The sequence below is a fragment of the Blastococcus sp. TML/M2B genome, from assembly GCF_016612865.1.
In the GTDB taxonomy this organism is placed as follows: Bacteria; Actinomycetota; Actinomycetes; order Mycobacteriales; family Geodermatophilaceae; genus Blastococcus.
On sequence record NZ_JAENZZ010000001.1, the window covers coordinates 705,639 to 726,785 of the forward strand.

A 21,147-nucleotide genomic window follows, 5' to 3' on the forward strand; every position below is an offset into this window, starting at 1 on the left:
CGCTACCGAGCCGGAGGCCGGCGCCGCCCCCTAGGCTCGGCGGCGTGAGCGACCTCCCACCGCTGGACCTCTCCGCCGACGTCCTCACCCTCACCCGCGCGCTGGTCGACGTCCCGTCCGTCTCGGGGGACGAGCAGGCGCTGACCGACCTCGTCGAGGCGGCCCTGCGCGGCCTCGGCGGGCTGGAGGTGGAGCGGATCGGCAACAACGTGCTGGCCCGCACCAACCTCGGCCGGCCGACCCGGGTGGTGCTGGCCGGCCACCTGGACACCGTGCCGATCGCGGACAACGTGCCCAGCCGGATCGAGGGCGACCGGCTGTACGGCTGCGGCACCAGCGACATGAAGTCCGGTGACGCGGTGATGCTGCGGCTGGCCGGCCGGTTCGGCGTCCCCGGTGCCGAGCCGGCGCACGACCTGACCTTCGCCTTCTACGACAACGAGGAGGTCGAGGCGGTCAAGAACGGCCTCGGCCGGGTGGCCCGCGAGCGCCGCGGCTGGCTCTACGGCGACCTCGCCATCCTGCTCGAGCCGACCGACGGCGAGATCGAGGCCGGCTGCCAGGGCACGCTGCGCGCCCGGATCGCCGCGAAGGGCCGGCGCGCGCACAGCGCCCGCAGCTGGCTGGGGGAGAACGCCGTCCACGCCCTGGCCGGGCCGCTGGCGACCCTCGCGGCGTACACCGCCCGGGAGGTCGAGATCGACGGCTGCACCTACCGCGAGGGGCTCAACGCCGTCGGCATCTCCGGCGGGGTCGCCGGCAACGTGATCCCCGACCAGGCCGCCCTGCTGGTCAACTTCCGCTACGCGCCCGACCGGGACGAGGACGCCGCCGAGGCGCACGTCCGGGAGGTGTTCGCCGAGGCGCTGGCCGGCGGCGCCACGCTGGAGTTCGTCGACCACTCCGGTGGTGCCCTGCCGGGCCTCACCGAGCCCGCCGCGGCCGCCTTCATCGCGGCCGTGGGCCGGCCGGCGCGGGCGAAGCTCGGTTGGACCGACGTCGCCCGCTTCGCCGCCTTCGGCATCCCCGCGATCAACTACGGCCCGGGCGATCCGCAGTTGGCCCACACCCGCGAGGAGCACGTCGTCATCGACCGGCTGCAGCCGGCCGAGGACGCGCTCGTCGCCTACCTCTCCGGGAGCGCCGCGTGACCGTGCCGCCCACCCCGCCGGAGGCCGGACCCCCGGCCGCGGACGGCGAACGCCGGCGCCCCCGTCACCGCGGCCCGGTCATGCTCCGCGGTGGCGAGCCCGACCCGCGCACGGTCGGGACGACGACCGACCAGCGGCTGCTCGACCGCCGCGGCCCCACTGACTGGGTGCACACGGATCCATGGCGCGTGCTCCGCATCCATGAGCGAGTTCGTGGAGGGCTTCGGGCTGCTCTCCGAGCTGCCGCGTGCGGTGAGCGTGTTCGGCAGCGCCCGCACGCCGGCCGACCACCCGCACTACGCGGCGGGCGTCGCGATCGGGTCCGCGCTGGCGCAGGCCGGTTACGCGGTGATCACCGGCGGCGGCCCGGGCGCGATGGAGGCGGCCAACCGCGGGGCGTGCGAGGCCGGCGGGCTGTCGGTGGGTCTGGGCATCGAGCTGCCGTTCGAGCAGGAGCTCAACGAGTGGGTCGACGTCGGCATCACGTTCCGCTACTTCTTCGTGCGCAAGACGATGTTCGTGAAGTACGCGCAGGCCTTCGTGATCCTGCCCGGCGGCTTCGGCACCCTCGACGAGCTCTTCGAGGCGATGACCCTCGTGCAGACCGGCAAGGTCACCCGCTTCCCGGTGATCCTCTTCGGCTCGGCCTACTGGTCCGGGCTGGTCGACTGGATCCGGGACACCATGGCCGCCACCGGCACGATCGGCCCGCGGGACCTCGACCTGCTCACGGTGACCGACGACGTCGCCGAGGTGGTCGCGGTGATCCGGGCCGCCGAGGCCGGCCGCAGCGCGGGCGACAACGGCGGCGGGATGCGGGCACCGCTCGGCCCGTCGGACGCCTGACGTGCTGGAGTTCGTGGTCTTCGGCGTCGGGGTGGTCGTGGTGGCGGCGCTGCTGTTCCTCGGCGCCTCGGTGCTCCTGGGCCGGGGCGAGAGCGCGCCGCCCGCCGAGCCGGACCGCTCGCCCGTGGAGCTGCCGGTCGGCCGGCCGGTGGACGGTGACGACGTGCGCGCGGTGCGGATGACCGTGGCCGTGCGCGGCTACCGGATGACCGAGGTCGACTGGTTGCTCGAGCAGCTGGCCCGGACGCTGGACGAGCGCGACGCCGAGCTCGCCGCCCTGCGCGCGCAGCTCGCCGAGCAGCCCGCGCGCCAGACCGCTGCGGCGGCCCCCGAGGAGGAGCGCGATGCCTGAGCTGGTGGAACGGATCGACGTCGAGGCGTCCCCGGAGCGGGTGTGGGCGGTGCTCACCGACTGGGTCGGGCAGGGCGAGTGGATGGTCGCCACCGACGTCGAGACCGTCGGCGGCCCGGCGCAGGGCGTCGGCGGGCGGCTCGCGGCCCGCACGGGGCTGCCGCTGCCCGGCGGTAGGCACCTCGGGCTGCTGGACACCATGGTGATCACGAAGTGGGACCCGCCGCGCCTGGTCGAGGTGCAGCACACCGGCCGGGTCATCCGCGGCCCGGGGATCTTCGAGATCGAGCCGCGCGGCGAGCACGCCACCTTCGTCTGGACCGAGCGCTTCTACCTGCCGTGGGGCTGGTTCGGGGTGGTCCTGACGCCCGGCTGGTACGCCGTCCGGCCGTTCGTGCGCTGGGGCGTGCGCCGGTCGCTGCGCCGGTTCGCCGCGGTCGCCGCGCGGGCGGGGGGAGCGCCCGCCCGGTGAGCCGCCGGGGGTGGGCGCTGTTCGTGGCCCTGTCGGTCATCTGGGGCATGCCGTACCTGCTGATCAAGGTGGCCGTCGACGAGGTGCCGCCGGTGGTCGTCGTCTTCGTGCGCTGCGCGATCGGGGCGGCCCTGCTGCTGCCGTGGGCCCTGCACCGCGGCGGGCTCGGGGCGGCGCTGCGCCAGTGGCGCTGGCTGCTGGTCTTCACCGTGCTGGAGATGACCGCGCCGTGGCTGCTGCTCGCCTACGCCGAGCAGTCGCTGTCCAGCTCGCTGACCGGGCTGCTGGTGGCCGCGGTGCCGTTCGTCGCCGCGCTGGCCGGCCGGCTCGCCGGTGAGGAGGAGCGGCTCACGCCGGTGCGGATGGCGGGCATGGGGCTCGGTGTCGTCGGCATCGCCGCGCTGCTCGGGCTGGACCTGGAGGGCGCGCAGTGGCTGCCCGTCGGCGCCGTCGCCCTGGTGGCGGTCGGCTACGCGACCGCGCCGCTGGTGATGAGCCGGCGGCTGCCCGAGGTGCCCGGCGTGGCGGCCGCGGCCCTGGCGCTGGCGGTGACCACGGTCGTCTACGCGCCGTTCGCGCTGCCGCGGCTGGGGGACGCCGTCGACGCGTCGGGGCAGGCGGTGCTGTCGCTGGCCGCGCTGGGCGTGCTGTGCACCGCGGTCGCGCTGGCGCTGTTCTTCGCCCTCATCCGGGAGGTCGGCCCGCAGCGGGCGCTGGTGATCACCTTCGTCAATCCGGCGGTCGCGGTGCTGCTCGGCGTGCTGCTGCTGCGGGAGCCGTTCACGCTCGGCATCGCGCTCGGCCTGCCGCTGGTGCTGGCCGGCTGCGTGCTGGCGACCCGGCGCAACCACCCCGTGCCGGCCACCGCCGACCTTCCCGCGGAGGCCTCCGGTGCCGGAGCCCGCTGAACCGTCGGCACCCGCGGCTACGGTCGCCGGCGTGGAGCGCTGCGCCTGGGCCGGGTCGGCCCCCGAGTACGTCGTCTACCACGACGAGGAGTGGGGGACGCCGCTGCACGGGGACGACGCCCTGTTCGAGCGGCTCTGCCTCGAGGCGTTCCAGTCGGGCCTGTCCTGGATCACCATCCTGCGCAAGCGGCCGGCGTTCCGGTCCGCGTTCGCCGGCTTCGCGATCGACGCCGTCGCGGAGTTCGGGCCCGACGACGAGGCCCGGCTGATGGCCGACGCGGGGATCGTGCGGAACCGGGCGAAGATCGCCGCCGCCATCCGCAACGCCCGGACCGCGCAGCAGCAGCCCGAGGGGCTCTCCGAGCTGCTCTGGTCGTTCGCCCCGACCGGCCCGCGGACCCGCCCCGCCACCGTCGACGACGTGCCCGCGACCAGCGCGGAGTCGGTCGCGATGGCCCGCGAGCTCAAGCGCCGCGGGTTCGTCTTCGTCGGCCCGACGACGGCCTACGCGCTCATGCAGGCGACCGGGATGGTCGACGATCACGTCGCCTCCTGCTTCCGCGCATCACCCTGAAGGGACCTCGTGTTGGACGACGGCCCCTCATACGGGATCATTGGTCCCGGAGTTCCAGCAGCGATGGACGCCACCCCACCTCCCGCCCCGGCGGGGAGCGGTGTGGCCGGCGAAGGAGGCACGCATGGCGGCCATGAAGCCGCGCACGGGTGAAGGTCCCCTCGAGGTGACCAAGGAAGGCCGCGGCCTGGTCATGCGCGTGCCGCTCGAGGGAGGCGGTCGCCTCGTGGTGGAGCTGTCGCCCGACGAGGCGGCGGCGCTGTCGGAGGCGCTCAAGGGCGCGACCAGCTGACCACCTCCGCCGAGCTGCCCCCGGGCAGCGCAGCGCAGGACGACACGGCCCCGGCCGCCGGCGACGAGCCGGCGACCGGGGCCGCGCCGTTGCCGCACGTCGAGCTGCTCGCCGAGCTGCCCGCCCTCGGGACCGACGACGTGCTCGCCGTCCCGGTCGGCACGGGCGGCGTGCTGCCCACCTGGTTGACCGGTCCGGAGCCGGTGGTCAGCCCCGAGCTGCTCGCCGGCGCGCTCGCCGACACCGGCAACACCGGAGCCGCGGGCACGATCACCAACGTGCCGATCGCCGGGCGCCGGCCGCGCAGCGTGGTCGCCGTCGGCGCCGAGGCGGGCACCGTGCCCGAGCTGCGCCGGTACGTCGGCATCTGCGTGCGCCGCGCCCAGACCCTGGCCGAGCACGGCGCGACCCGGCTGGTGCTGCCGCTGGACGGCGCCGCCGGCGCCGACGAGGTGCGCGCCGCGGTCGAGGCCGCGCTGCTGGCCGGCTACCGCTTCCGCGACTCCTCCACCCGCCCGCCGCGGCGGCTGGCCACCATCGCCGTGGTCGCCGCCGCGGCCGCAGACCCCGAGGTGCGCCGCGCGGCGACCGCCGGCGAGGTGGCGGCCGGCTCGGTCGCCTGGGCGCGGACGCTGGTGAACACCCCGCCGCACCGCAAGGACCCGGCCTGGCTGGCCGCGCAGGCGTGCGCCCGGCTGGGCGGGCTGCCGCACGTGACGGTCACCGTGCTCGGCCCGGACGAGCTGCGCGCCGGCGGCTTCGGCGGCGTCCTCGCCGTCGGCGGGGGCTCCGCCTCGCCGCCCCGGGTGGTGATCGCCGCCTACCGGCCGCCGTCGGCCGGGCCGACGCACCCGGTGCTCGTCGGCAAGGGCATCACCTTCGACACCGGTGGCATCTCGATCAAGACCAATGCCGGCATGCGGCACATGGCGACCGACATGGCGGGCGGCGCCGCCGTGCTCGCCGCCGTCGACGCCGCCGCCCGGCTGGAGCTGCCGGTCGCCGTCACCGCGGTGGTCCCGGCCGCGGAGAACGCCGTCTCGGGTGCGGCCTACCGGCCGGCCGACGTCGTCCGGCACGTGGGTGGCCGCACCACCGAGGTGCGCAGCACCGACGCCGAGGGCCGGCTGGTGCTGGCCGACGCGCTCGCGCACGCCCGGCTGGAGCTGGGCGCCACCGCGCTGGTCGACGTCGCCACGCTGACCGGCGCGATGAAGCAGGCGCTGGGCGCGCGCACCGGCGGGCTCTACGCGACGACCGACCGGCTGGCCGACGCGCTGTGCGCAGCCGGCGACGCCGCGGGCGAGCCGCTGTGGCGGCTGCCCCTGGCGGCCGAGTACGGCGACCTGCTGGAGAGCGCGGTCGCCGACGCCAACAACCAGCCGGGCAACCCGGGCGGGACGACGGCGGCGCTGTTCCTGCAGCCCTTCGCAGGCACGCTGCCCTGGGCGCACCTGGACATCGCCGGGCCGGCGCGGGCCGGCTCCGACGACGCCGAGACGGTCAAGGGCGGGACCGGCTTCGGCACCCGCACACTGCTGCGCTGGCTCGAGGCCGGCGCCCCTGCCGACGACGACGAGAGGAAACGATGAGCCAGGACGAGCGCGGTGTGGTGTTCCCGGCCGGGGCGGACGGGCGGCGCAGCACGTCGTCCCTGGGCCGGGGGGTGGTCGCCGACGCGCTGCGCCCGGTCGACGCCGCCGGCGCGCTGGCCGCGGAGCGGGAGACCAACTGGCGCGGGGGCTACCTGACCCACTTCCGCCGCCTGGTGGAGGCCGGCCTGCCCGCCGCGTCGTCCGCGCGCGCCATCGCCGAGGCGGGGCTGGCCTCGCTGCACGAGCGCATGCGCGTGGCCGGCCCGGACGGCGAGACCGGCCTCGACGGCCTGGTCGCCGCACCTGCCGACCGGGCCCTGCACGCCGTGGAGGTGCGCGGCACCGCAGAGCCCGAGCGGGAGCTCTCGCTGCCCTTCCACGGCGGGCGGCTGCGGGGCGACGCGCTGCTGCGCCGGCTCGACACCTGGGTCGCCGGTGGCGTCGTCGAGCCCTCGTGCGCCGAGGCGGTGCGGACGGTCGCTGCGAACCCGGAGTGGCTGGCGCTGCCCGGCAGCACCGTCGTCGTCCTCGGCGCCGGTGCCGAGATGGGCCCGCTGACCGCGCTGCTGCGGTGGGGTGCCCGGGTGGCCGGCGTCGACCTGCCGCGCGCGCCGCTGTGGGAGCGGGTGCTCGACACCGCCCGCGGCAGCGCCGGCACCCTGCTGGTCCCGGTCGGCGGACCGGCCGAGGACGCCGACCCCGCGCACGCCGGCGCCGACCTCATCGCCGAGGTGCCCGCCGTCGCCGACTGGGCCGCCGCGCTGCCCGGCCGGCCGGTGCTGGGGAACTACGTCTACGCCGACGGCGCGACCAACGTGCGGGTCTCGACGGCGGTCGACGCGCTGACCGTCCGGCTGACCGCGGCCCGCCCGGAGCTCGCGCTGGCGTTCCTGGCCACGCCCACCGACGTCTTCGCCGTCCCGGCCGACGCCGTCGCGCAGTCGGTGCAGGCCTACGCCGACCGCTCGCGCGGCGCGAAGCTGCTGGGCCGGCCGCTGCGCACGGTGTCGGGAGGACGGCTGCTGCAGCGGGCCTATGTGCCCGGCACCGACCCCGGCATCGCCGACAGCCTGGTCGCCCAGCAGGGGCCGAACTACGCCCTGGCCAAGCGGCTGCAGCGCTGGCGGGCGACGACCGCCCGCGCCGCCGGCACCACGGTGTCGATGAACGTCGCGCCGCCGACCCGCACCCGGTCGGTGGTGAAGAACCGGGCGCTGGCCGCCGCCTACGCCGGTGCGCACCGGTTCGGCGTGGAGATCTTCGAGCCGGCGACCTCCAACGTGCTCATGGCCGCGCTGCTCGTGCACGACCTGCACACCGGCGGCGGGCCCGCGCACGAGCACCCGTGGCAGGACGAGGCGCACGAGGCCGCGCACGGCGGGCTCTGGCGGGCGGCCTACCAGCCGCGCAGCGCGCTCGGGCTGGCCGCGCTGCTCGGCTACGGCGCCGCCCGCGGTTGACGCCTCGCGACGCTGTGCGCGGATCGGCAGTTCCGAGCCCCGGAGCTGCCGATCCGCGCACACCGTTCAGGCGGGACCGACCAGGCCCGCGACGATCTCGGCGGACAGGGTGACCAACGGCAGCCCGCCGCCGGGGTGCGCGGAGCCGCCCACGAGGAACAGGCCGGGCACGGGGGAGGCGTTGGCCGGGCGCAGGAACGCGGCCCGGGCGCCGTTGCTCGACGTCCCGTAGATCGAGCCGCCCACGCTGCCGGTGTCGCGCTCCAGGTCGGCCGGCGTCCGCACGACGCGGACGCGCACCCGGTCGCGCACGTCCAGCCCGCGGTCGGCCATCACCTGCAGCACGTGGTCGGCATAGCGCTCGGCCAGGCCGGGTGCGTCCCAGTCGACGCCCCGCCCGGGCTCGTGCCGCGGCGCGTTGACCAGCACGAACCACGACTCGCTGTCCTCGTCGGGGCGCAGCGCCGGGTCGTCGGGCGCGCTGACGTAGACCGTCGGGTCGGCCACCGGCTCCGGCGCACCGGCGTGCCGGCCGGAGCCGAAGACCGCGTCGAACTCGGCGTCGTAGTCGGCCGGGAAGAGCACGGTGTGGTGCGCGAGGCCCGGCGTCCGGCCGCGCAGCCCGAGCAGCAGCACGAACCCGGACAGGGACGGCGTCGTACGGGTCAGCGCGCGGCGCGGAGCCCGGGTCAGCTCCCGCGGGAGCAGGTCGGCGTAGAGGGCGGCGGCGTCCACGTCGGAGACGACGACGTCGGCCGGCACCATCTCCCCGCCGGCCAGCTCCACGCCCTCCGTCCGGCCGCCGGCGACGATGACCCGGCGCACCGCGCACCCGGTGCGCAGCACCGCACCGCGCTCGGCGGCCCGCTCGGCCACGGCGAGCGCGAGCCGGTGCAGCCCGCCGCGCACGTACCAGGAGCCGTACGCCTGCTCGGCGTGCGCGGTGGTGGCCAGCACCGCCGGCGCGCGGCGCGGATCGGAGCCGGAGTAGGTGGCGTAGCGGTCGAGCAGCACCCGCAGCCGGGGGTCGCGCAGGTGCTGCGCGCCGAGGCCGCGCAGCGAGCGCCACGGCGCCACGGTGGCGACGTCGGCCGGCCGGCGGGCCAGTCGCGCGAGGGTGGTCGCGCCGGCCAGCGGCGTCCGCAGGAAGGGGCGCTCGCTGACCTGCCACATCCGCTCGGCGCGGCCCATCAGCGCCGCCCACTGCGCGCCCGCTCCGGCGCCCAGCGCGGCATCGAGGGCAGCCGGGACGGCGGCCGGCTCCCCGGGGAAGGCGAGTCGGGTGCCGTCGGCGAAGCGGTAGTGCACCGCGGGGTCCAGCCGGACGAGGTCGAGGACCTCCTCCAGCGGCGCGCCGGTCGCGGCGAACAGGTCGCGGTACACGTGGGGGAGCGTGACCAGGCTCGGGCCGGTGTCGAACGCGTGCCCGTCGACCTCGAGCAGCCCGAGCTTGCCGCCCACCTGGGCCGACTGCTCGAGCACCGTCACCGCGTGGCCCTGCGTGGCCAGCCGGGCGGCCGCGGCGAGCCCGCCGAGCCCGGCGCCCACCACCGCCACCCGCGCCACGACGGCCACGGTAGCCGGGCCGGCCGGGACGTCCGCCCGTCCGGGTGACCGGCGCGTGCCCGGTGCCGGGACCGGGTAGCCGCCCGCTGTCCGGGCGAGGAGCGTGCGGGACGCCGCTGCGCGAGTGCGTCGAGGAGGAGCCGTGCGCGGAGCAGGGGTGTGGTCGGGGGTGGTCGCCGTCCTGGCGCTGGCGAGCGGGTGCGCCGCCGGGGCCGACGACGCGCGGGCGGTCGCCACCGCCTTCGAGGACCCCGCCGGGGACCCGGCGCAGCGGTGCGGGCTCCTGGCCCCGGCCTCGCGCGCGGCCCTGGAGTCCGACGGGTCGGCGTCGTGCGCCGCGTTGATCGGGGAGCTGCCGCTGCCCGGCGGCGACGTGACGTCGGTCGAGGTGTGGGGCGGTGAGGCCCAGGTGCGCATCGGGGGCGACGTCGTCTTCCTGACCGAGACGGGAGCCGGCTGGCGGGTGACCGCCGCGGCCTGCGAGCGGCGCGGCGAGGCGCCCTACGACTGCGAGGTGGAGGGGCCGTGAAGGGTGTCCGGGCGGTCTTCGTGGTCTACCTGCTGGTCATCGCGCTGGGCATCGCCTACGCGTTCGCCGTCGCGGCGGCCGGGCGATGAGCGCCCGGGAGCCGAGCTACGGGCTTCCTGCGCAACAACGCGCTGAGCCTGGCCTTCGGCGGGCTGTTCCTCGTCACGCTCGCCGGGCAGGCGGTCTCCGGCAACGCCGACGTCAACGCGCAGCAGCTGGCCGAGGGCCTGGAGCCGATGAGCCTGCTCGACTACGTGACCTCGTCGTCGTTCATGGTCGACGTGATGGAGAACTGGCAGTCGGAGTACCTGCAGTTCTTCCTCTACATATTCGCGACGGTCTGGCTCGTCCAGAAGGGCTCGAGCGAGTCCAAGGAGCCGGGCGAGGAGGGCACCGAGAGCGACGAGGAGCAGCGGGTCGTCCGCCACGCGGACGAGGACTCCCCGGCGTGGGCGCGGACCGGCGACTGGCGGACGACGGTGTTCTCCCGGTCGCTCGGGTTGCTCATGGGCTGCCTGTTCCTGCTCACCTGGGCCGCCTCGGCGGCCACCGGCTGGGTCGCGTTCAACAGCGAGCAGCTGGGTCAGCGGCAGGACCCGGTGACCTTCGCCGGCTACCTCGGGGAGGCCGACTTCTGGAACCGGAGCTTCCAGAACTGGCAGTCCGAGATGCTGGCGGTGGGCTCGATGGCGATCTTCGCGGTGTACCTCCGGCAGCGGGGATCACCGGAGTCCAAGCCGGTCGGGGTGGCGCACGCCGACACCGGCCAGACCGGGTGACCTAGGCCGGAACGGTCAGCGCGAGCAGCGCCATGTCGTCGGCCTCGTGGCGGGAGCCCGCGACCTGCGCCTCGACGGCGGCCGCGACCGCGGCGACGGCGCCCTCGGCGTCCGCGCAGGCGGCGTCGCCGAGCAGCCGCTGCAGCCCCTCCTCGCCGAACTGCTCGCCCGCCGCGTCCCGCGCCTCGGTGACGCCGTCGGTGTAGAGCAGCAGCGTGCTGCCGGCCGGCAGCTCCACGGTGTGGTCGGTGAACACGGTGCCCGCATCGACGCCGAGCGGCGCGGCCGGGCTCCCCAGGGCGACGACGTCGCCGTCGGCGGTGCGCAGCAACGGCGGCGGGTGCCCGGCGAGGCTGATGCCGACCCGGTGTCCGTCGGGGCCGCGTTCGAGCACCAGGCAGGCCGCGGTGACGAAGCGCAGCGGGCCGCCGCCCTGCTCGTGCAGCAGGGCGGCGTTGACGGCGGCCAGCACCGCGGCCGGGCAGCCGGCGGCCGAGGCGGCGCGCGCGGTGTGCCGGGTGAGCGCGGTCAGCGCCGCGGCCTCGGCGCCGGTGCCGCACACGTCGGCGACCAGGGCCATCCACCGCCCGTCGGGCAGCGGCAGCACGTCGTAGGTGTCGCCGCCGACCAGCGCGGTGCCGCCGCCGGCGCGGTACCGCGCGGCGAGCTCCACACCCGGCACGGTCGGCAGGTGCGAGGGCAGCAGGCTGCGCTGCAGCGTCTCGGCCAGGGAACGCATCTCGGACTCGGCGCGCAGCCGGCCGAGGAACTGGCCGACCTGCCGCCCCGCGTGCGCGAGCACGTCGATCAGCTCCGGCGGCACGGTGCGCCGGGCGCGGGAGAACAGCTCGCAGACGCCCAGCACCGCGTCGCCGCGCAGCACGGGGAACGCCACGCCGGTGCGGACGTCGTCGGCCCGGGCCGCCTCCCGGCGCAGGAAGCGCGGATCCCGCCACAGGTCCTCCACGACCACCGGCGCGCGCTCCTGCTGGACCAGGCCGGGCAGCCCCTCGCCGCGGCCGAAGGTCCGCCGGGTCTCCCCGCGCAGCGCCGGCACGTCGACGTCGGGCGCGGTCCAGGTACCGGCGTGCACCAGCCGGCCGCTGTGGTCGTCCTTCTCCCAGAGCACCGCGGCGTCCCAGTCCAGCTCGGTGCAGAGCGTGGGCAGCAGCCGCTGGAAGGCGACGTCGGCGTCGGTGGCCTCGGTGAGCGCGGCGGTCACCCGCAGCGTGGCGGCGAGGTACCGGCTCACCTGCAGCTGGCGCTCGAGCAGGACGGTGGCGCTCGCGTCGCGCAGCACGCAGACGAACGAGCGCTGGGCCGGCTCGGTGTGCGGGGAGCCGATCCGCGCCACGGTGAGGTCTACGACGACCTCGTGCCCGGCGGCGTGCAGCAGGGGCAGCTGCGTCGTCCGGCCCAGCAGCTCGCCCTGCGCGACGGACAGCGGGCGGAGCGCGCCGCTGCTCGAGTCGGGCTGGAAGCGCCGCGGCAGCGCCCGGACCAGCGAGCGGCCGATGAGGGCGTCGGGGTCGTGGCCGAGCAGGGTGCGGATCGCGGGGTTGGCGTAGCTGATCCGGCCCTCGCCGTCCGCGACGACGACGGCGTCGGGGAGGGCGTCCAGGAGGGTCTCCGGCGGAACCGCCGACAGGTGCCCGAGATCCATCGGCACCGTGCCCCCTCGCCCCTGCCCGATCACTAGCTGTGCAACCTTGTCACACGATTCGTGACCTCCGGAAGCCCGTGCGGACAGTTTCCAGCCGGATCCGGTCCGCCGGAAGAGCCCTCAGAAGGAGTAGCGGATCCGCAGCCAGGGCGCGTGCTCGGCGACCAGTCGGTGCAGTCGCTGCACTCCCTCGCGTTTGACGTCGTTCCGGTAGCGGACGTTGTCCTGGCCGTTCTGGCTGCGCTTGGGTTGCTGCAGCTCAGGGCGCCACAGCAGCTCCTCGGCCCGGGGGTGCCAGCCCAGGTTGACCTCGTGCAGATCGCGGTTGTGGGTGAGCAGGATGACCTCGGCCGCGGCCTGCGCCTTGGCCGCCGGGGAGAGCTCGTCGTCCAGTCGCTGCAACAAAGCGGCCCAGGCCTCTTCCCAGCCCTCGCGCAGCACGACCGGCGAGAGGTTGAGGTGCACCTCGTACCCGGCCGCGACGAAGTCGTCCACCGCGGCGATCCGCTCGGCCACCCGGCTGGTGCGGATGTCGAGCAGCTGCGCGTCGTCCTCCGGCACGACGGAGAAGCGGATGCGGGTGCGCCCGGCGGGGTCGAGGTCGAGCAGCTGCCGATTGACGTACTTGGTGGCGAAGGAGGCCTTGGCCGTCGGCAGCTCGCGGAAGGTGGCGACGAGGTCGGCGACGTTGTCGCTGACCAGCGCGTCGACCGAGCAGTCGCTGTTCTCGCCGAGGTCGTAGACCCAGCTCTCGGGATCGGCCTGGTCCGGCTCGGGCTTGGGGCCCTGCCGGACGACGTGGCGGCGCAGGTACCCGGTGATCTGCTCGATGTTGGTGAACACGGTGATCGGGTTGGCGAAGCCCTTGCGCCGGGGGACGTAGCAGTAGGCGCAGGCCATCGCGCAGCCGTTGGCGGTGGACGGTGCGATCCAGTTCGCCGACCGCCCGTTGGGGCGGGCCGAGAGCGACTTCTTGACGCCGAGCACCAGCGTCTCGGTCTTCACCCGCACCCAGCGCTCGACGTTGCCCTCGTTGCCGTGGAGGTCCGGGATCTGCCAGTGGGAGGGCACCTCGACGAGCTCGGCGTCGGGGTAGCGGCCCAGCACCTGGCGGCCGCGGGGGCTGTCCGCGGCGGCGGGCTCGGCGTAGATGCGGCGGACCTGCAGCAGCCGGTTGGGCGGCGCAGGCGTCGGGGGCGGCTCGGGGTCGAAGAGGGTCAGCGGCTCGGCCGGTGCCATGTCTGGTGCAGCGTGCCGGCGCTGGGCGGCATTCCGAACGGGTGCGTGGCGCGCGGCCCGGTTTCGGCCCGACGGTCACGGGCACCCCGGGAACAGCGGTCGTGCGCCGACAGAGGCGCGCACGCGACGAGACGAACGGTGGACCCCATGAAGGCAGTGACCTGGCACGGGCAGCGGGACGTACGCGTCGAGGAGGTGCCCGACCCGTTCGTGCAGGAGCCGACCGACGCGGTCATCCGGGTGACGACGTCGAACATCTGCGGCTCGGACCTGCACCTGTACGAGCCGCTCTCGCCGTTCATGGGCGTGGGCGACATCCTCGGCCACGAGAACATGGGCCAGGTCGTGGAGGTCGGCTCGGCGGTCACGAACCTGAAGGTGGGCGACCGCGTCTCGATCCCCTTCCAGATCTCCTGCGGGCACTGCTGGATGTGCCAGCAGCAGCTCTACACCCAGTGCGAGACGACCCAGGTGCGCGAGCACGGCATGGGCGCGGCGCTGTTCGGCTTCTCCAAGCTCTACGGCCAGGTCGCGGGTGGCCAGGCGGAGTACCTGCGGGTGCCGCAGGCGCAGTTCACGCACATCCCGCTGCCCGAGGGCCCGGCCGACGACCGGTTCGCCTACCTCTCGGACATCCTGCCCACGGCCTGGCAGGGCGTGGAGTACGCAGCGGTGCCCGAGGGCGGGACGCTCGTCGTCCTGGGCCTGGGGCCGATCGGTGACTTCGCCTGCCGGATCGCGCAGCAGAAGGGCTTCCGGGTCATCGGCGTCGACCTCGTCCCCGAGCGGCTGGCGCGGGTGAAGGCCCGCGGCGTGGAGGTGGTCGACCTGAACGAGGTCGAGGAGATCGGTGACGCGATCCGCGACATGACCGGTGGCCGCGGGCCCGACTCGGTGCTCGACGCCGTCGGCATGGAGGCGCACGGCTCCCCGGGCACGGGGTTCGTCCAGAAGGCGGCCGGGCTGCTGCCCAAGGCCGTCTCCGCGCCGCTCATGGAGCACGCCGGCGTCGACCGGCTCAACGCGCTGTACTCGGCGATCGACATCGTCCGGCGTGGCGGCACCATCTCGTTGTCGGGTGTCTACGGGGGCGCCGCGGACCCGATGCCGCTGATGACCATGTTCGACAAGCAGATCCAGCTGCGCATGGGCCAGTGCAACATCAAGCGCTGGATCCCGGAGATCATGCCGCTGCTCACCGACGCCGACCCGCTGGGCGTCGACGACTTCGCCACGCACCGCGTGCCGCTGTCGGAGGCCCCGGAGATGTACCGGAAGTTCCAGGAGAAGTCCGACGGTGTGATCAAGGTGCAGCTCAAGCCCGAGCTCTGAGCCCCAGCGCTCACCGGGACAGCGCTCACCGGCGCAGTGCGAGACTGCGCCGGTGAGCAGTTCCGTCGACCTCAACGCCGACCTCGGCGAGGGCTTCGGCGTCTGGCGGCTGGGCGACGACGAGGCGCTGCTGGGCGTCGTCACCAGCGCCAACGTCGCCTGCGGCTTCCACGCCGGCGACCCGGGCACGATGCGCCGCGTCTGCGCCGGCGCCGCGCGGGCCGGCGTCGCCGTGGGGGCGCAGGTCTCCTACCGCGACCTCGCCGGCTTCGGCCGGCGGTTCATCGACGTCGAGCCCGGCGAGCTCGCCGACGACGTGCTCTACCAGCTGGCCGCCCTGGACGGGATCGCCCGGGCCGAGGGCACGCGGGTCCGCTACGTCAAGCCGCACGGCGCCCTCTACAACGCGACGGTCACGCACCAGGCGCAGGCGCGGGCCGTCGTCGACGCGGTCGTCGCCCACGACCGGGCCCTGCCGGTGCTGGGTCTGCCCGGTTCGGCGCTGCTCCGGGTGGCGGAGGCGGCCGGCCTTCGCGCGGTGCGCGAGGGCTTCGCCGACCGCGGCTACACCCCCGACGGCGGGCTGGTGCCCCGCCGCGAACCGGGTGCCCTGGTGCACGACCCCGCGGAGGTCGCGGCCCGTGCGGTCCGCATGGCGGTGGAGGGCACCGTCGTCGCCGTCGACGGCAGCACCGTGCCCGCGGCGGTCGGGTCGATCTGCCTGCACGGGGACACCCCGGGTGCGGTCGAGCTGGCCCGAGCGGTGCGCGCGGCGCTGACCGACGCCGGCGTGACACCGGCCCCGTTCACCGGCTGAGCGCTCAGGTCGCGGTCGCCGGCTCGACCGGTTCGGGGTCGTTCCCGCCGGGGCGGTAGGTGTAGGCCGCCTCGCGCACCGCCTCGTCGGTCTCCAGCCCGGCACCCAGCGCGCCGCCCACCGTGGCCAGCGAGCTGATCAGCCAGGCGAGCTCGAGGCGGTCGCCGAACCCGGCGGGGTGCCCGAGCGCCTCGGCGAACAGCGGGTCGACGACGAGCAGCAGCGCGCCGAGCAGCGCGAGCACGAAGAGCGCGGCGTACAGCGAGAGGACGCCGATGACGACGGTCGCCGCCGTCGCCAGGTTGAACAGGACGACCTGCTTGCGGCCCCGGCGGGAGCGGGCGCGCTCCCACAGCTGCGCCCCGACCACCAGCGTGACCGCCGTGGCCGCGACCGAGCCGACGGCGACGACGGAGAGCCGCACCGAGCCGAAAACGTCGGCCAGCCGCCAGATATCGGGGGTGATGAGCGCGAACACCCCGGCCGCGATCGCGGCGGTCAGCGCCCGGGAGAGCCGGACGGCCAGCCGCCACGGCCGGTTCGCCCGCACCATCCCGACCAGCATCGACAGGTTCCCCGTGAGCACCCGGGCGGTGAAGCGCACGCCCTCGGTGGACTCCGCCGGGTCGACGGCGAGCTGCCGCAGCCGGCGGCCGATCAGCGCGCGGTCCTCGGCGTCGTCCGGCTCGCCGTCCCCGGCCAGGGCCTGCACCAGGCCGACCGCGGTCTGCAGCGCCCGGCGCCGCCAGTTCACCGCGCCCAGCGCCGGCAGCGAGAGCACCGCGACCCCGTGCACCGGGCTGGCGTGCCCGACGACCGGCCGGCGGGCGCGCTCCAGCGGCACGTCGGTCAGGCAGACGGCGAGGTCCCAGTCCTCGCGCAGCAGCCGGGCGCGGGTGGCGGCGACCAGCTCGGCGTCGTCGGCGGGTGGTGTGACCAGGCCGTCGGCCACCGAGCGGACCCGCCAGGCGACCTCGGGGTGCTGGGCGGACAGCTCGGCGGCGAGGTCGTCGCACAGGCCGGCCGCCAGGTCGGCGGCGGCGCCGGGGGCGGCGACCAGGCCGACGACGACGACCGGCGGAGCTGCCTGCGCCACGGCGGGTTCCTCCTGCTGCTGGGGGAGCCCGGCCGCGGGCGGGCGGTGGGCGGGGGATCGGCCATCATGATCCGGTGGAGCGGACCGGGGCCGGCGTGCGGGTGCTGCCGTACGGGGACCGGGCGCTGCTGGTCGAGGTCGACGAGCCGGGCGGGGTGCCGGCCGTGCACTGGGCGCTGACCGGCCGCGCCGCTGCCCGGGCAGCGCGAGCTGGTGCCCGCCGCGCGCACCGTGCTGGTCGTCCTGGACCGCCCGCCCACCGAGCTCGACGTCGCCGCCCTGCGCCGGCTGCCGCTCGGGGAGGCCGCGCCGGGGCAGGCGGGCGCGCCGGTGGTGCTGCCGGTCGTCTTCGACGGGCCCGACCTGGCCGAGGTCGCGGAGCGGGCCGGCCGCTCGGTGCCCGACGTCGTCGCGGCGCTCACCGCCGTCGAGCTGACCGTCGCCTTCAGCGGCTTCGCGCCCGGCTTCGGATACCTCACCGGGCTGCCCGCCGATCTGCACGTGCCGCGCCGGGCGACCCCGCGGACGCGGGTGCCGGCCGGGTCGGTCGCGCTGGCGGGGCCCTACGCCGGCGTCTACCCGCGGGCCTCGCCCGGCGGGTGGCAGCTGGTCGGGCGGACCGACGCCGTCCTGTTCGACGTCGACCGGGAGCCGCCGGCGCTGCTGGCCCCGGGCGCCCGGGTGCGGTTCCAGGACGTGGGCTGAGGTGCTGACGGTGCTCGCCCCCGGGCCGCTCGCGACGGTGCAGGACCTCGGCCGGCCGGGGCGCGCCGCGATCGGGGTGACCCGGTCGGGCGCGGCCGACGCCGCCTCCGCCGCGCTGGCCAACCGGCTGGTCGGCAACCGGCCCGAGGCGGCGCTGCTGGAGGTGACCGCCGGCGGGCTGCGGCTGCGGGCCGGGCGCACCGTGCTGGTGGCGGTGACCGGGGCGCCGCTGCCCGTGGCGGTCGACGGCCGGCCCGCGCCGTTCGCCGCGCCGATGACGCTCCCGCCGGGAGCGGTGCTGTCGCTCGGGACGCCGTGGGCGGGGTTGCGCAGCTACCTCGCGGTGCGCGGCGGCATCGACGTCCCCCCGGTGCTGGGGTCGCGCAGCACCGACACGCTCTCCGGCCTCGGCCCGCCGCCGCTCACCGCGGGCACGCTGCTGCCGGTCGGCGACCTCGCCGCCGACGAGCCGGTCGTGGACGTCGCCCCGGTCGGGCCGCCACCGGACCGGCCGGTGCTCCGGGTCCTGCCCGGCCCGCGACGCGACTGGCTGGACGACGCCGCCTGGGCCGCGCTCACCACGCAGGAGTGGGCGGTCGCGGCGGACAGCGACCGCGTGGGCCTGCGCCTGACCGGGCCCCGGCTGGCGCGGGCTCGCGAGGGCGAGCTGCCCAGCGAGGGGCTGGTGGCCGGCGCGGTGCAGGTGCCGCCGGACGGCGCTCCGGTGCTCTTCCTCGCCGACCACCCCGTGACCGGCGGCTACCCGGTGCTCGCCGTCGTCGTCACCGCGGACCTGCCGCTGGCCGCGCAGCTGCGCCCGGGTGACGGGGTGCGGTTCCGGGCCTGACGAGGGGTGCAGCCGGTCGGGCGACGGTCCGGCCGCGGTAGGGCGCGGCTGGACGTCTCCCGGCGCGGCTGGACCGGGCGGGGTCAGCGCACGGGGAGGACGGCGAGACCGTCCGGGCCCGTGACGACCTGGGCGCGCGCGCCGTAGTGCCGCGCCAGCGCGTCGGGCGTGAGCACCTCGGCGGGGGTGCCGTCGGCGACCACCCGGCCGCCGGCCAGCAGGGTGAGCCGGTCGGTGTACTGGCCGGCCAGGGTGAGGTCGTGCAGCGTGCTGACGACGGTCAACCCGTCCTCCCGGCGCAGCCGGTCGAGGAGGTCGAGCACCTGCTGCGCGTGGCCGAGGTCCAGGGCGGCGGTCGGCTCGTCGAGGAGGAGCACCCGCGGGCGCTGGGCCAGCGCCCGCGCCAGGACGGCGCGCTGCTGCTCGCCACCGGAGAGCGTGACCACCAGCCGGTCGGCCAGCGGTTCCAGGCCCAGCCGGGCCATGACGTCGGCGACGACGTCCCGGTCGACGCGCCGCGGCGCGGCCAGCAGCGGGCGGTGCGGGGTGCGGCCCAGCGCCACGTAGTCCGCGGTGCTGATGCCTTCGGGCAGCACCGGCAGCTGCGGGGCGTAGGCCAGCAGGCGGGCGCGCTCGCGCCGCGGCAGCCCCGTGGTCGGGACGCCGTCGATGCGCACCTGGCCCTCGTGGGGCTGGAGGCCGAGCACCGAGCGCAGCAGCGTCGACTTGCCCGAGCCGTTGGGCCCGATGACCGCCAGCCACCCCCCGGGCTCGACGGTGAAGCGCACCGAGTCCAGCACGCGGGTGCGGCCGTAGGCGGCGCCCAGCCCGACCACCTCGACCCGTGCGCCGTGCACGCGCTGCCCGCTCACCGTCGCCGCGCCCCCGCCCAGAGCAGGGCCGCGAAGAACGGCGCGCCGACGAAGGCGGTCACCACGCCGATGGGCAGCTCCGCCGGCGCCAGCACCACCCGGGCGACCAGGTCGGCGAGCACCAGGAAGGCGCCGCCGACCAGCAGCGACAGGGGCAGCACGCGGGTGTAGGAACCGCCGGCCAGCCGCCGCACGATGTGCGGCACGACCAGGCCCACGAAGCCGATCAGGCCGCTGACCGCCACGGCCGAGGCGGTGGCCAGCGACGCGGCGAGGATGACCAGCAGCCGCAGCCGGCCCGGGTGCACGCCCAGCGAGGCGGCCTCGTCGTCGCCGACGGCCAGCACGTCGAGGGCCCGGCCGCAGAAGAGCAGGACCGCGCAGGAGACGCCGAGGTAGGGCAGGACCAGCGCGATGTCCGACCACCGGGAGCTGCCCAGCTGGCCGATCATCCAGCCGTAGATCTCGCGCAGGTCGTCGGTGTTCTGCTGCTGCACCAGGGTCTGCGCGGCGGAGAGGAAGGCGGCCACCGCGATGCCGGCGAGGAGCAGCGTCGGGCTGTGCGAGCCGCCGGCGACGGTGCCCAGGGCCAGGGCGCAGCCGACCCCCAGCAGCGCGCCGGCGAAGGCGGCCAGCGGGACGAGCCCGACCGGGCCGAGCGACTGCACCGGCGCGTAGGCGATGGTCAGGGTCGCGCCGAGCCCCGCACCGGCGGCCGCGCCGAGCAGGTAGGGGTCGGCCAGCGGGTTGCGGAACACCCCCTGGTAGCCGGCACCGGCGATGGCCAGGGCAGCCCCGACGAGGACGGCGAGCACCACGCGGGGCAGCCGCAGCTGCAGCAGCACGGCCGCCTGGGTGCCCTCGAGCCCGCCGGGCAGGTCGACGCCGAGCGGGCCCAGCGCCCGGTCGAGCAGCGTGACGACGACGCCGCCGGGGGCCAGGGGCACCGCGCCCACCCAGATGCCGGCCAGGACGGCGACGAGCAGCACCGGCACCGCCACGCCGTAGACCAGGGCGGCCGGCCGGCGGGGACGCGCCGCACCCGGCCCGGCCGTCGGGCGGCCGGACCGGGTGCGGGAGGCGGTGCTGCTCACGGTGCGGCGCTCAGCCCTGCAGGACCCCGGCCACGCTCTCGGCGAAGTCCGCGACGCGCGGGCCCCAGCGGGAGACGACGTCGTCGTCGGCCTCGACGATGCGACCGTCGACGACGGCGGGCACGGTGCCGAAGGCGGGCCGCGCGGCGACGGTCTGCGCGCTCTCGCCGCAGCACTTGGTGTCGGCCAGCACGATGATGTCCGGCGCCTGCTCGACGACGTACTCGGCCGACAGCTGCGGGTAGCCGCCGCTGGGGTCGGGGGCGCCGTCGGCGATGTTCTCCAGGCCGAACAGCGTGTAGATGCTGCCGATGAAGGTGGAGCTGTCCGCGGAGTACAGGCCCGGGTCCAGCTCGTGGTAGACCCGCTGGCCCGAGACGTCGGCGGTGACCGAGGCGACCGCGGCGTCGATGCGGTCCTGCACGTCGGCCACGGCCTCGGCCGCCTGCTCGGCGTGGCCGGTGGCCTCGCCGAGCAGCTCCATCTGCGCGTAGGTGTCGTCCAGGTCCTCGGCCGCGCCGAGCAGCAGCACCGGGACGTCGAGGCCCTCGAGCGCGTCGACGATGCCGCCGATGTCGTCGCTGAGCACGACCAGGTCCGGCGAGTACCCGACGATCGCCTCGGCGTTGGGGGTGAACGACGACAGGTCGGTCGTCGGCACGCCCTCGGGGAAGTTGGAGTTGCTGTCGACGGCCTCGACCTGGTCCCCGGCACCGACGGCGAAGAGCATCTCGGTGGCCGAGGGCGACATCGAGACGATGGCCTCGGGCTGCTCCTCGAGGGTCACCTCGCCGTTGTCGGCGGTGAGGGTCACCGGGAAGTCGGCGGCCTCAGACGAGGAGGCGGCGGCGTCACCGGCGTCGTCGGACGCGTCGTCGCCGCAGGCGGTCAGGGTCAGCAGCAGCGCGACGGGCACCGCCGCGAGGCGCAGGCGCGCTGCGGACCGCGCAGCCCGGGG

At 76.3% G+C, this 21,147-nt stretch carries 22 protein-coding genes; 15 read left to right on the top strand and 7 right to left on the bottom strand.

Annotated elements, in window-relative coordinates:
- Positions 1 to 44 precede the first annotated feature (44 nt).
- The 9 genes from dapE (at position 45) to JKP75_RS03440 (ending at position 7,650) form a co-directional block, all read left to right on the top strand.
- Entirely contained in the window at positions 45 to 1,151 is a 1,107-nt protein-coding gene (gene dapE, locus JKP75_RS03400) for a succinyl-diaminopimelate desuccinylase (RefSeq protein WP_200489181.1), read from the top strand.
- 201 nt (positions 1,152 to 1,352) lie between these two features.
- Entirely contained in the window at positions 1,353 to 1,997 is a 645-nt protein-coding gene (locus JKP75_RS03405; protein ID WP_242472757.1) for a TIGR00730 family Rossman fold protein, read from the top strand.
- A 1-nt stretch (position 1,998) separates the two neighbouring features.
- Positions 1,999 to 2,349, top strand: a complete 351-nt coding sequence (locus JKP75_RS03410; RefSeq protein ID WP_200489180.1) for a DivIVA domain-containing protein — start codon at positions 1,999 to 2,001, stop codon at positions 2,347 to 2,349.
- Entirely contained in the window at positions 2,342 to 2,821 is a 480-nt protein-coding gene (locus tag JKP75_RS03415) for an SRPBCC family protein (RefSeq protein ID WP_200489179.1), read from the top strand. Before JKP75_RS03410 ends, JKP75_RS03415 begins: the two co-directional genes overlap by 8 nt.
- The gene (locus tag JKP75_RS03420) at positions 2,818 to 3,729 is read left to right on the top strand and encodes a DMT family transporter (protein WP_200489178.1); all 912 of its coding nucleotides are present in this window, start codon (positions 2,818 to 2,820) and stop codon (positions 3,727 to 3,729) included. The genes JKP75_RS03415 and JKP75_RS03420 overlap by 4 nt, the downstream gene beginning before the upstream one ends.
- A gap of 31 nt (positions 3,730 to 3,760) precedes the next feature.
- Entirely contained in the window at positions 3,761 to 4,303 is a 543-nt protein-coding gene (locus tag JKP75_RS03425; protein WP_200492765.1) for a DNA-3-methyladenine glycosylase I, read from the top strand.
- A 124-nt stretch (positions 4,304 to 4,427) separates the two neighbouring features.
- Entirely contained in the window at positions 4,428 to 4,595 is a 168-nt protein-coding gene (locus JKP75_RS03430; protein WP_012947303.1) for a DUF3117 domain-containing protein, read from the top strand.
- Positions 4,596 to 4,684: 89 nt separating this feature from the next.
- Complete coding sequence (locus JKP75_RS03435) at positions 4,685 to 6,187, top strand: M17 family metallopeptidase (protein WP_200489177.1); 1,503 nt, start codon at positions 4,685 to 4,687, stop codon at positions 6,185 to 6,187.
- Positions 6,184 to 7,650, top strand: coding sequence for a hypothetical protein (locus JKP75_RS03440; RefSeq protein ID WP_200489176.1), 1,467 nt, complete (start codon positions 6,184 to 6,186; stop codon positions 7,648 to 7,650). Before JKP75_RS03435 ends, JKP75_RS03440 begins: the two co-directional genes overlap by 4 nt.
- 66 nt (positions 7,651 to 7,716) lie before the next feature.
- On the opposite strand, the gene JKP75_RS03445 is transcribed toward JKP75_RS03440, so the two are convergent.
- On the bottom strand, positions 7,717 to 9,216 hold the full coding sequence (locus JKP75_RS03445) for an NAD(P)/FAD-dependent oxidoreductase (RefSeq protein WP_200489175.1): 1,500 nt from the start codon (positions 9,214 to 9,216) through the stop codon (positions 7,717 to 7,719).
- A gap of 142 nt (positions 9,217 to 9,358) precedes the next feature.
- Between JKP75_RS03445 and JKP75_RS23650 the strand changes: the two genes are divergently transcribed.
- Both JKP75_RS23650 and JKP75_RS03455 read left to right on the top strand, forming a co-directional pair.
- Positions 9,359 to 9,745: a hypothetical protein gene (locus JKP75_RS23650; RefSeq protein WP_200489174.1), complete on the top strand. Its 387-nt coding sequence runs from the start codon at positions 9,359 to 9,361 to the stop codon at positions 9,743 to 9,745.
- A gap of 116 nt (positions 9,746 to 9,861) precedes the next feature.
- Positions 9,862 to 10,524, top strand: a complete 663-nt coding sequence (locus tag JKP75_RS03455) for a DUF6766 family protein (RefSeq protein ID WP_200492954.1) — start codon at positions 9,862 to 9,864, stop codon at positions 10,522 to 10,524.
- A 1-nt stretch (position 10,525) separates the two neighbouring features.
- On the opposite strand, the gene JKP75_RS03460 is transcribed toward JKP75_RS03455, so the two are convergent.
- Both JKP75_RS03460 and JKP75_RS03465 read right to left on the bottom strand, forming a co-directional pair.
- Positions 10,526 to 12,187 carry a SpoIIE family protein phosphatase gene (locus JKP75_RS03460; RefSeq protein WP_200489172.1) on the bottom strand — a complete coding sequence of 554 codons (1,662 nt, stop codon included), beginning with the start codon at positions 12,185 to 12,187 and terminating at the stop codon, positions 10,526 to 10,528.
- A 120-nt stretch (positions 12,188 to 12,307) separates the two neighbouring features.
- Positions 12,308 to 13,426 (bottom strand): spore photoproduct lyase family protein, encoded by a 1,119-nt coding sequence (locus tag JKP75_RS03465; protein ID WP_200492766.1) that lies wholly within the window; start codon positions 13,424 to 13,426, stop codon positions 12,308 to 12,310.
- Positions 13,427 to 13,573: 147 nt separating this feature from the next.
- On the opposite strand from JKP75_RS03465, the gene JKP75_RS03470 reads away from it, so the two are divergent.
- Both JKP75_RS03470 and JKP75_RS03475 read left to right on the top strand, forming a co-directional pair.
- Complete coding sequence (locus tag JKP75_RS03470; protein WP_200489171.1) at positions 13,574 to 14,758, top strand: zinc-dependent alcohol dehydrogenase; 1,185 nt, start codon at positions 13,574 to 13,576, stop codon at positions 14,756 to 14,758.
- A 52-nt stretch (positions 14,759 to 14,810) separates the two neighbouring features.
- Entirely contained in the window at positions 14,811 to 15,575 is a 765-nt protein-coding gene (locus JKP75_RS03475; protein ID WP_200492767.1) for a LamB/YcsF family protein, read from the top strand.
- A gap of 4 nt (positions 15,576 to 15,579) precedes the next feature.
- On the opposite strand, the gene JKP75_RS03480 is transcribed toward JKP75_RS03475, so the two are convergent.
- Entirely contained in the window at positions 15,580 to 16,671 is a 1,092-nt protein-coding gene (locus JKP75_RS03480; RefSeq protein ID WP_200489170.1) for a hypothetical protein, read from the bottom strand.
- Between the two features lie 213 nt (positions 16,672 to 16,884).
- Here JKP75_RS03480 and JKP75_RS03485 point away from each other — a divergent pair, with 213 nt between their 5' ends.
- Together JKP75_RS03485 and JKP75_RS03490 are read left to right on the top strand one after the other, a co-directional pair.
- The gene (locus JKP75_RS03485; RefSeq protein WP_309229481.1) at positions 16,885 to 17,376 is read left to right on the top strand and encodes an allophanate hydrolase subunit 1; all 492 of its coding nucleotides are present in this window, start codon (positions 16,885 to 16,887) and stop codon (positions 17,374 to 17,376) included.
- 10 nt (positions 17,377 to 17,386) lie between these two features.
- Complete coding sequence (locus tag JKP75_RS03490; RefSeq protein ID WP_309229482.1) at positions 17,387 to 18,223, top strand: biotin-dependent carboxyltransferase family protein; 837 nt, start codon at positions 17,387 to 17,389, stop codon at positions 18,221 to 18,223.
- Between the two features lie 83 nt (positions 18,224 to 18,306).
- Here the strand turns inward: JKP75_RS03490 and JKP75_RS03495 are convergent, their stop codons facing one another.
- Genes JKP75_RS03495 through JKP75_RS03505 form a run of 3 tightly spaced genes read right to left on the bottom strand, consistent with a single transcriptional unit; the run spans position 18,307 to position 21,105 of the window.
- On the bottom strand, positions 18,307 to 19,080 hold the full coding sequence (locus JKP75_RS03495; RefSeq protein WP_309229483.1) for an ABC transporter ATP-binding protein: 774 nt from the start codon (positions 19,078 to 19,080) through the stop codon (positions 18,307 to 18,309).
- An 11-nt stretch (positions 19,081 to 19,091) separates the two neighbouring features.
- Complete coding sequence (locus JKP75_RS03500) at positions 19,092 to 20,189, bottom strand: iron ABC transporter permease (protein WP_309229484.1); 1,098 nt, start codon at positions 20,187 to 20,189, stop codon at positions 19,092 to 19,094.
- 10 nt (positions 20,190 to 20,199) lie between these two features.
- The gene (locus JKP75_RS03505; protein WP_309229485.1) at positions 20,200 to 21,105 is read right to left on the bottom strand and encodes an ABC transporter substrate-binding protein; all 906 of its coding nucleotides are present in this window, start codon (positions 21,103 to 21,105) and stop codon (positions 20,200 to 20,202) included.
- Positions 21,106 to 21,147 lie beyond the last annotated feature (42 nt).

Coding starts and splice junctions, on each gene's coding strand:
- JKP75_RS03405 (WP_242472757.1), top strand. CDS start 1,353: ATGAGCGAGTTCGTGGAGGGCTTCGGGCTGCTCTCCGAGCTGCCGCGT.
- JKP75_RS03460 (WP_200489172.1), bottom strand. CDS start 12,187: ATGGATCTCGGGCACCTGTCGGCGGTTCCGCCGGAGACCCTCCTGGAC.
- JKP75_RS03440 (WP_200489176.1), top strand. CDS start 6,184: ATGAGCCAGGACGAGCGCGGTGTGGTGTTCCCGGCCGGGGCGGACGGG.
- JKP75_RS03465 (WP_200492766.1), bottom strand. CDS start 13,426: ATGGCACCGGCCGAGCCGCTGACCCTCTTCGACCCCGAGCCGCCCCCG.
- JKP75_RS03415 (WP_200489179.1), top strand. CDS start 2,342: ATGCCTGAGCTGGTGGAACGGATCGACGTCGAGGCGTCCCCGGAGCGG.
- JKP75_RS03430 (WP_012947303.1), top strand. CDS start 4,428: ATGGCGGCCATGAAGCCGCGCACGGGTGAAGGTCCCCTCGAGGTGACC.
- JKP75_RS03470 (WP_200489171.1), top strand. CDS start 13,574: ATGAAGGCAGTGACCTGGCACGGGCAGCGGGACGTACGCGTCGAGGAG.